Origin of the sequence: Rheinheimera sp., assembly GCF_037442525.1 — a bacterium.
Classification (GTDB): Bacteria; Pseudomonadota; Gammaproteobacteria; order Enterobacterales; family Alteromonadaceae; genus Pararheinheimera.
Genome location: NZ_JBBIQD010000016.1, coordinates 61,821 through 68,985 on the forward strand (window position 1 = coordinate 61,821; position 7,165 = coordinate 68,985).

General features: G+C 52.9%; 10 protein-coding genes. All 10 read right to left on the reverse strand.

Going from position 1 to position 7,165, the window contains the following annotated elements; translation table 11 throughout:
* Nucleotides 1-4 precede the first annotated feature (4 nt).
* The 10 genes from WKJ03_RS16915 to WKJ03_RS16960 all read right to left on the reverse strand — a co-directional run bounded on the left by WKJ03_RS16915 (nucleotide 5) and on the right by WKJ03_RS16960 (nucleotide 6,957).
* Entirely contained in the window at nucleotides 5-808 is an 804-nt protein-coding gene (locus WKJ03_RS16915; protein WP_337843419.1) for a DUF1365 domain-containing protein, read from the reverse strand.
* On the reverse strand, nucleotides 801-2,081 hold the full coding sequence (locus tag WKJ03_RS16920) for an FAD-dependent oxidoreductase (protein ID WP_337843420.1): 1,281 nt from the start codon (nucleotides 2,079-2,081) through the stop codon (nucleotides 801-803). Before WKJ03_RS16920 ends, WKJ03_RS16915 begins: the two co-directional genes overlap by 8 nt.
* 57 nt (nucleotides 2,082-2,138) lie before the next feature.
* Nucleotides 2,139-2,864: an SDR family NAD(P)-dependent oxidoreductase gene (locus WKJ03_RS16925; protein ID WP_337843421.1), complete on the reverse strand. Its 726-nt coding sequence runs from the start codon at nucleotides 2,862-2,864 to the stop codon at nucleotides 2,139-2,141.
* Nucleotides 2,861-3,337 (reverse strand): nuclear transport factor 2 family protein, encoded by a 477-nt coding sequence (locus tag WKJ03_RS16930; protein ID WP_337843422.1) that lies wholly within the window; start codon nucleotides 3,335-3,337, stop codon nucleotides 2,861-2,863. Before WKJ03_RS16930 ends, WKJ03_RS16925 begins: the two co-directional genes overlap by 4 nt.
* 69 nt (nucleotides 3,338-3,406) lie before the next feature.
* Nucleotides 3,407-4,084 (reverse strand): ChrR family anti-sigma-E factor, encoded by a 678-nt coding sequence (locus WKJ03_RS16935; protein WP_337843423.1) that lies wholly within the window; start codon nucleotides 4,082-4,084, stop codon nucleotides 3,407-3,409.
* A complete protein-coding gene (locus tag WKJ03_RS16940) occupies nucleotides 4,077-4,703 on the reverse strand; it encodes a sigma-70 family RNA polymerase sigma factor (RefSeq protein ID WP_337843424.1) in 627 nt (208 codons plus the stop codon). Before WKJ03_RS16940 ends, WKJ03_RS16935 begins: the two co-directional genes overlap by 8 nt.
* Nucleotides 4,704-4,758: 55 nt before the next feature.
* A complete protein-coding gene (locus WKJ03_RS16945) occupies nucleotides 4,759-5,334 on the reverse strand; it encodes an LON peptidase substrate-binding domain-containing protein (protein WP_337843425.1) in 576 nt (191 codons plus the stop codon).
* 16 nt (nucleotides 5,335-5,350) lie between these two features.
* Nucleotides 5,351-5,935 (reverse strand): DUF3833 domain-containing protein, encoded by a 585-nt coding sequence (locus tag WKJ03_RS16950; protein WP_337843426.1) that lies wholly within the window; start codon nucleotides 5,933-5,935, stop codon nucleotides 5,351-5,353.
* Nucleotides 5,922-6,467 (reverse strand): chalcone isomerase family protein, encoded by a 546-nt coding sequence (locus tag WKJ03_RS16955; protein WP_337843427.1) that lies wholly within the window; start codon nucleotides 6,465-6,467, stop codon nucleotides 5,922-5,924. The genes WKJ03_RS16950 and WKJ03_RS16955 overlap by 14 nt, the downstream gene beginning before the upstream one ends.
* Nucleotides 6,439-6,957 carry a DUF2878 domain-containing protein gene (locus WKJ03_RS16960; RefSeq protein ID WP_337843428.1) on the reverse strand — a complete coding sequence of 173 codons (519 nt, stop codon included), beginning with the start codon at nucleotides 6,955-6,957 and terminating at the stop codon, nucleotides 6,439-6,441. Before WKJ03_RS16960 ends, WKJ03_RS16955 begins: the two co-directional genes overlap by 29 nt.
* Nucleotides 6,958-7,165 lie beyond the last annotated feature (208 nt).

Below are 7,165 nucleotides of genomic sequence, written 5' to 3' on the forward strand. Positions count from 1 at the left end.
CTACTTAGCTTTGTGTTGGTTTTTGATAAGGTACAAAGGGCACGCGCTTGGCAAACAACTTCAGCGCCTGCCAGTAAATGGCGGCCACCACCTTGAGCGTCATCAGTGACATCGACAGCCGTAAGCGCCATGCACTGGCCTGGCCTGACGGCACTTTTCGCATCGTCAGTGTCGCGTCAAATAACTTCCCGTCACTGTGCGGATGCGCGGCTGCTGCCCTTCTGTTTTCAATATGAATAAATAACCTGTCGCTGTCGGGCATTGGTGGTTTCAGCTGCCAGTGGTAGTTCATCAGCAAGTCCATAAAGGGCGACACATGAAAGGCTTTCACAGTCACAGCTTCCAGCTGCTGCAATGACACCAGGTAATAATGTTTTTCCAGCCAGGGGGTGTTACTGACTTCCACCAGCACCGAGTGGCAATACTCATTGGCGTCGTAACAAAAGAAAAAATTCGCCGGGCTGAAATACACACCAAAACTTCGCACCTGCACCAGCATCAATACCCTGGCAATCTCGACGTCACAGCCCAGCGCCCTGACTTTTTCTGTAATACGTTGCTTCAGTGGAGCCGGATCACCAGGCAGGTAATCTTGCTGCCGAAACCGCAGCGGTGACCACCAGGCGGTGCCGAGCACTTCAGCTGGCACCCGCTGCGCAGCCAGTTCATCCGGATCCAGTGCTACCATATGCAACTGATAGGTAAACTGATGTGGTTTGGGACTAAAACGACGATGCCGCACCTGTCCGCTAAACACGGCACTGTGAATCACTGGGGACAGTGGACACTTGTCCTGAAGTTCAGCCATGACCGGCAGGCCCCGCTGCAGCCAGATCACAGTCAAAACGCTGCGCCACATCCAAAGCACTGCGCACACCATCTTCATGAAAACCGTTGTACCAATAAGCGCCGGCAAAATGGGTGTGGCGCTGGCCACAAATCTGTACCCGCTGCTGTGCTGCAGCCAACGACTGCACCGAATAGACCGGGTGGTGATAGACAAAACGACGCAGAATTTTTTCGGGGGCAATCTGCTCCGTCTGGTTCAGCGTGACGCAAAAGGTGTGCTCTGACTCAATGCCTTGCAGAATATTCATATTGTAAGTGACGCAGGCTGGCCGGTCTGGGTCTGCACCCAACTGATAATTCCAGCTGGCCCAGGCTTTACGCCGTTTTGGCAATAAAGATTCGTCCGTATGCAGCACCACCTGATTGGGGCTGTACTGCAAAGCCGACAGAATGCGCTGCTCCTCAGCCGAGGCATCGGCCAGCATGGCCAGGGCCTGATCGGAATGGCACGCCAGCACCAGTTCATCAAAGCTCTGCTCTGAGCCGTCGGCAAAACAAAGACGCACTTTATCTGACTCCCGGACTATCTGCCGGATATCGGCATTGCACTGAATGCGATCGGCAAAAGGCTGAGTCAGAGGCCCCAGATAACTGCGCGAGCCTTGTGGGATCACATACCATTGTGGCCTGTCTGTTACATTCAACAGCCCATGATTATGGAAAAAGCGGATAAAAAACTGCAATGGAAACAGCTCCATCGCCGTTAACGAACTGGACCAGATGGCCGCCCCCATTGGCAATATGTAGTTTTGTGCAAAAAAACGTGAAAACCCCTGCTGCTGCAAAAAACTACCGAGTGTGGCGCTCTCTTCCAGAGACGGCCCCTGGTACAAGGCTTTGCATAAACGGTTGAATCGTAGTATTTCGCTGAGCAAGCCCCAGAACTTCGGATTCAGCCAATTGCGTTTTTGCGCAAATAAAGTCGACAGGCTATGGCCATTGTATTCCAGGCCAGTCAGGCTGTTTTTCACTGAAAAGCTCATTTCTGTGGGCTGGCGACCGACGCCAAGCTCAGCCAGCAACGCCAGAAAATTCGGGTAGGTTTTGTCATTAAACACAATAAAACCTGTATCTATGGCATAACGGCGACCAGCCAGCTCAATATCCACTGTGGCGGTATGACCGCCTATCACTGGTGCCTGTTCAAACACCTGCACCTGATGCTTCCTTGACAACAGATAAGCAGCAGTTAAGCCTGAAATTCCTGCACCTACAATGGCAATAGTCTTCATAGTCATCCACATTAATTAATAAATAGTGCGCCGCGCCTGCCGCTGTTTTTATCTGGCTCAGGCCTGATCCATGCGCCCAGCCAGCCAGTACCAGACCCGATCAGGCAACAAAGCCAGAACCTTGAGAAGCAGCGTCAGGCGTTTGGGAAAATGCAGATACATGCGGCCTTGCTGCACGCCGTGATAAATCCGCTGCGCCGCTTGCTCTGCACTTTGCAGAAAGGGCATCGCAAAATCGTTTTTATCGGTCAGCGGGGTTTTGATAAAACCCGGATGCACCAAAGTGACCCCAATGTCATAAGGTTGCAGGTCCAGCCGTAAACTCGCGGCCAGATAGTCCAACCCCGCCTTGGACGCCCCGTACGCCTGAGCTCTGGTAAAAGGCAACAACGTGGCGCTGGAACTGACCACAACCAGCTGCCCCCCCCGCTTCAGCTTTGGCAGCAGGTGCTGCAGCAGGTACCCGGCAGAAATCAGATTGGTCTGAATGACCGAGGCAAAAAGTTCGCCGTCAAACTGCATCACGTCATCGATGTAGCGGCAGTCGCCGGCATTGAGGATCAGCAGATCCAGCTCTGTCACCTGAAGGGCTGCCACCGCTATTTGAGCCGGATCTGTGATGTCAAAACGCAGTGGCTGAACTGCCGGCGAGACGGCCGACAGCTGCTGGAGTTTAGCTTCATTGCGGCCGCAGGCAACGACCTGCCAACCCTGTTTCAGGTACTGGTGAACCAAGGCTTCACCAATGCCAGAACTGGCGCCCGTAATCAGTACCCGCTTCATTGGCTGGCCCGCCCTTTTACCCAGCGGATCAAGGCGCCGACCACTGGCAGATGTTCGTACAGCATTTGCCCGGCGTCGAGGTAATCACGGTGATACACCACCTTGTCCTGTTCGCCGCGGATCAGCGAATGCCCTTCCACCCGAATGGGTTTTCCCTGATTCAGTTGCGGGTGCGCGTAGGTCATGGTCCAGTACAGCGCTGCACTGTTACCTTGATAAAACACCGAGTCAATCTGGAATTTGCATTGGGTCAGTTTACTGTACAGCCCGGCAAAATAGCTCAGCAACGATTCCAGCCCCTGCACCTGGTGCAAGGGGTCCTGAAACTGAACCTGTGGGTGATACAAAGTGGCCAAGGGATCCAATGGACCTACCGCCAGTGACTGATAGGTCCCGATAAAACGCTTCAGCCACAGAGGATAATCTGCAACCGAAGCGTCTGAAACCAGGTTTTTCTGAGCATCTGCTGGCATGGTCACTCCATAGGATCTTAAATTGAGATATTAACATAACAATACGTCAACACCTCGGCGCCGGATCACCTAATAAATAAAATTACCTATGGGGTTGAGCAATCTGTTCATCCCCTGCGTAAAGCGCTGGGGAGCATCGGCCACGGTAAAACACAGACAACCTGACTCAGAAACCGGCTGGTGGGTATGGCTGCCGTCCAACATCATAAAATCACCCGGACCATAACGGCCATGAGCGTCGGTAAATTCGCCGCTGAGCAACAAAGTCAGCTCAAAGCCTTTATGGCTGTGCTCTGGCACTCCGCCTCCCGGCTGGATATACAATAAACTGCTGTGTAATGTGCCTTCATTCAGTGCAAACCGGGCCCTGGATAATTTGCCGAACTGGCTGAAAGCCCCAAGTGGCAAAGATTGCAAGGCACGGGGCAAGGGGTACTGCTGACCAGCCACAGCAATAAATTTTGTCTTGCTCTGAACAACGGGCAACGGCTCATCATCCAACTGCATAGACCCCAGCATCTGTTCAAGGTCTGGATCCAGTTGTTGCGGTTGCCCGGCAAAATCATGGCCGCCGTTTTGATCTGCCTCTAACCAGAGCGCAGACTGTTCCTGGGTCAGCTGTTCAATACGTTCAGCGCAGCAAGGACACATTTGTGCATGCACAGCCACAGCCGCTGTCAGAGAAACCGGCAATTCCCCAGCCACAAAAGCGGCCAGCATTGTTTCTGTCGGGTGATGGTTAATCATGGCCTTCTCCCAGTTGCTGTTTTAACTTCGCCAGTGCTAACCGCAGTCTGGACTTCACTGTGCCCAAAGGCACCCCCAGCTGTTCAGCCAACTGCTGTTGGGTCAGTTCCATAAAATACACCCCATGCACGACCTGACGCTGATGCTCAGAGAGGCAGTCTAAACCGGCTAAAATAGCTTCCTTGGCCAGGTGATCGCCAATGGCAGGATCAGAGCTGTTTGCCTCATCCAATAAAGGCCAGAAATCGTCACTGATGCAGTCTTCCTGATTGGCTTTAATCTTGCGGAGTAAATCGAAGGTGACATTGCGCATGACCCGGTACACCCAGACGGTTGCAGAGCCTTTTTCCGGATCAAACAAATGAGCTTTACGCCAGATGTTGCTCATCGTTTCCTGCACCACATCATTGGCCAGATCTGAATTGATCAGTTTTGCTGCCGCCATCCGCTTAATCCTGGGCGCAAAAAAACGAAACAGTGCAGTAAACGCCTGTTTGTCCCTTTTCAGTGCAACTGCAGTAAGCAGTTGACTTAATTCCTGATTATCTGAATCTGTGCTCATAAGCCTAGATGTAATGCATCCCGTGGCCTTTTGCAATTCTGTTGTCACCTGCAACATCTTCAGCTCTCGGTTGAACTCCGTATTGTCAGTACGATACAGAATCAGACCCGGATCACTGAGCCTCTGTTTTATTCAGTAAAATCTCAGAAAGCAAAGCAACGGCTTTGGGATAACTGTCGGGCAGGTAAAACAGCACTTTATAGCTGTTGGCAATAGGGGCAATCTCCAGCCAGCGGGCCACCACCCAGCTCTCCTGCTCAAACAGCGGTGAAGAGTACAGCGAGCTGAGCTGTTCATTCTGCTGCAGGCATTGCTGCAATGAAGCAGCAAACAGCGGACTCGCGGAACCCGTCAGCTCTGCCGGCCAATGCGCCACCGGACTGGCTTGCGCCCAGAGTAGCTGATCCGGATCTCTGGCGGCCTGACTGAGCAGCACCAAGCCTTTGCACAACACGTCAATTTGCAAGAGCCCGTTTTGGCTCTGACCAAAATTGGTGATCTGCACCCAGCTGCCAAATTCAGACAAAGGCCCCCCAGTGCCAGTGGTCTGGATCACAAAACCCTCCCCCTGACTCGCCACTTTCACCATTTTCAGGTAACGCGGCTCAAAGATATTCAGCCGGGTCATGCCACCCGGCAGCAAAAACACTGGCAGTGGAAATACCGGGATCCGCATTGTTTCTGTCAACACTGCTCTCCTAACCTCAGCCGCCAGCAGTTGCCTGCGCTTTTGGCTGGCATTGCCGTAACGGGCTTTCTTTATCAAAAAACAACGTAATTTCAGCCACAGTCAGCCCAAACTTTTTCATCTTGGTGCGGTTAAACAGACGGTATTCATCCAGTTGGAACATCCAGTCATCCAGCTCAAACTGATAGTCTTCACCATCAATGGTCACTATCAGCTGATACTGCCATTGCAACGCAAACCCCTGCTGCTCCCCCACAGCTGTGCCTATCACGTCATCGGCCTCGCCGCTGTATTGATGCTCAGCCAGACGGGTCAGGCGCCAGGTGCGCTGGTCAGTTTCGCCGTCGTCGAAGTAGAAGGTTTCCTCCAATGTTCCCTGCTGCTGTTGCCAACGGCCCTGCAACTCAACACAAAAACGCCGGGTGACCTTCTGGTTGTAGTCCTGCACCATACCCCAGGCAATGGCAGGACCGTCAAAATACGCCGCCAGATCAAATTCAGGCTGAGTGCTTTGGTACTGCTGAACAGAGGTACTGCAGCTGCTTATCAGCAACCAGGCACCAGACCATGCAGCAAGGGAAACCCACTTACTCTGACGCATCTTGAGCTCCTAATAATTGCTCACGCAGTTTGGGTTCAGAGGTCTGTGGTGATAACCAGATATCCAGAAACAGCGCGGCGAAGTCAGGACTGGCGATCACCCCGGCAGGCTGTTGATTAAAATAGAACTCTGTGTGACCAGCTTCCACCTTCAGTGTCAGCACGTCCCCTTTACGGATATCCGGCCAGACCTGCTGCAACTGTGACAGATAGTCTTGATACTGCGCCGGTGACACCTTCAGGTGCTGCCACTGTTTCACCGTATTCTCAATCAGCTGATCTTTGCTGATATCACGCAAATAGCGGATTTCAAACAGCACCCCAGGCTCCACACCGGTAAAGCGCCCGCTTGGACTGTACAGCCAGCTTTGATACAGGTCCCAAAACAGCACACTGAATTGGGCCTGCCCGACCAGCTTAAGCCCGGCTTTGCCGGTGGTATCCCTGGCTTGCTCTGCCACGGCCTGACCGACAAGCGTCAGCAGTAAAAGCGTGGTCAGCCCCTTAACCAGCACGGACAGCATTTTGCTCATGTTTATCTCCGTAAAGTCGTTGATTCAACCAGAAAAATGCCGGCAGCAGCAGGGCCCAAACCAGCCCGAGCAGCGGCAATACCCAACTCAGCGGCAAGCCAAACTCGACAGCGCCAAGCTGCTGTCCTGCCCAATAACTCAAAGGACCAGCCACAGCGCCGCTCAGACTCTGCAACAGCACTTTGCCTTTGAGCAGACTTAAATAGCCATTCAGCGTCATCGCAAACGCCAGCCAGAGCATGACCAGCCAAAACGGCAGCAGTGTCGGTTGCCCAGGGAACACCAGCACAGACCCCAGCATCCACAATGAATCCACCAAGACCCCAGTGCAGGTCACACCAAACAATAAAGCCGCTTCTGCTTTGGCTGCCGGGCTCAACCACAAATGCATACAGGCCCAGGCCAACACCAGGCACGCCACGCCGTTGCCCCAATACACACAAGCAAACCAGCACAGGTTAAATAAACAGGAATTCAGCACAAGGCGCATTGGCTCTGGCTCCGCACGCTCTGCCGGTATCAGTAACGGCCATGTTTTGTTTCAGTGTGTGGAATTACGAAGTCAACGCAGATTTGGTTCACCCTTTTTGCAGGCACCACCAGATAAAAATGCAGCGATCGTTTCAGCTATCAAGTGAAGCGGCTGAACTACCGCCGAAGGCGGCTAAAAGGTAAGTTTAAAGCACACAAAAACACCA

What these genes read in the sequence shown, in the direction of transcription:
- WKJ03_RS16930 (WP_337843422.1), bottom strand. Translation starts at nt 3,337, where the DNA reads ATGCCAGCAGATGCTCAGAAAAACCTGGTTTCAGACGCTTCGGTTGCA.
- WKJ03_RS16915 (WP_337843419.1), bottom strand. Translation starts at nt 808, where the DNA reads ATGGCTGAACTTCAGGACAAGTGTCCACTGTCCCCAGTGATTCACAGT.
- WKJ03_RS16950 (WP_337843426.1), bottom strand. Translation starts at nt 5,935, where the DNA reads ATGCGTCAGAGTAAGTGGGTTTCCCTTGCTGCATGGTCTGGTGCCTGG.
- WKJ03_RS16920 (WP_337843420.1), bottom strand. Translation starts at nt 2,081, where the DNA reads ATGAAGACTATTGCCATTGTAGGTGCAGGAATTTCAGGCTTAACTGCT.
- WKJ03_RS16940 (WP_337843424.1), bottom strand. Translation starts at nt 4,703, where the DNA reads ATGTTGCAGGTGACAACAGAATTGCAAAAGGCCACGGGATGCATTACA.
- WKJ03_RS16955 (WP_337843427.1), bottom strand. Translation starts at nt 6,467, where the DNA reads ATGAGCAAAATGCTGTCCGTGCTGGTTAAGGGGCTGACCACGCTTTTA.
- WKJ03_RS16935 (WP_337843423.1), bottom strand. Translation starts at nt 4,084, where the DNA reads ATGATTAACCATCACCCGACAGAAACAATGCTGGCCGCTTTTGTGGCT.
- WKJ03_RS16925 (WP_337843421.1), bottom strand. Translation starts at nt 2,864, where the DNA reads ATGAAGCGGGTACTGATTACGGGCGCCAGTTCTGGCATTGGTGAAGCC.
- WKJ03_RS16960 (WP_337843428.1), bottom strand. Translation starts at nt 6,957, where the DNA reads ATGCGCCTTGTGCTGAATTCCTGTTTATTTAACCTGTGCTGGTTTGCT.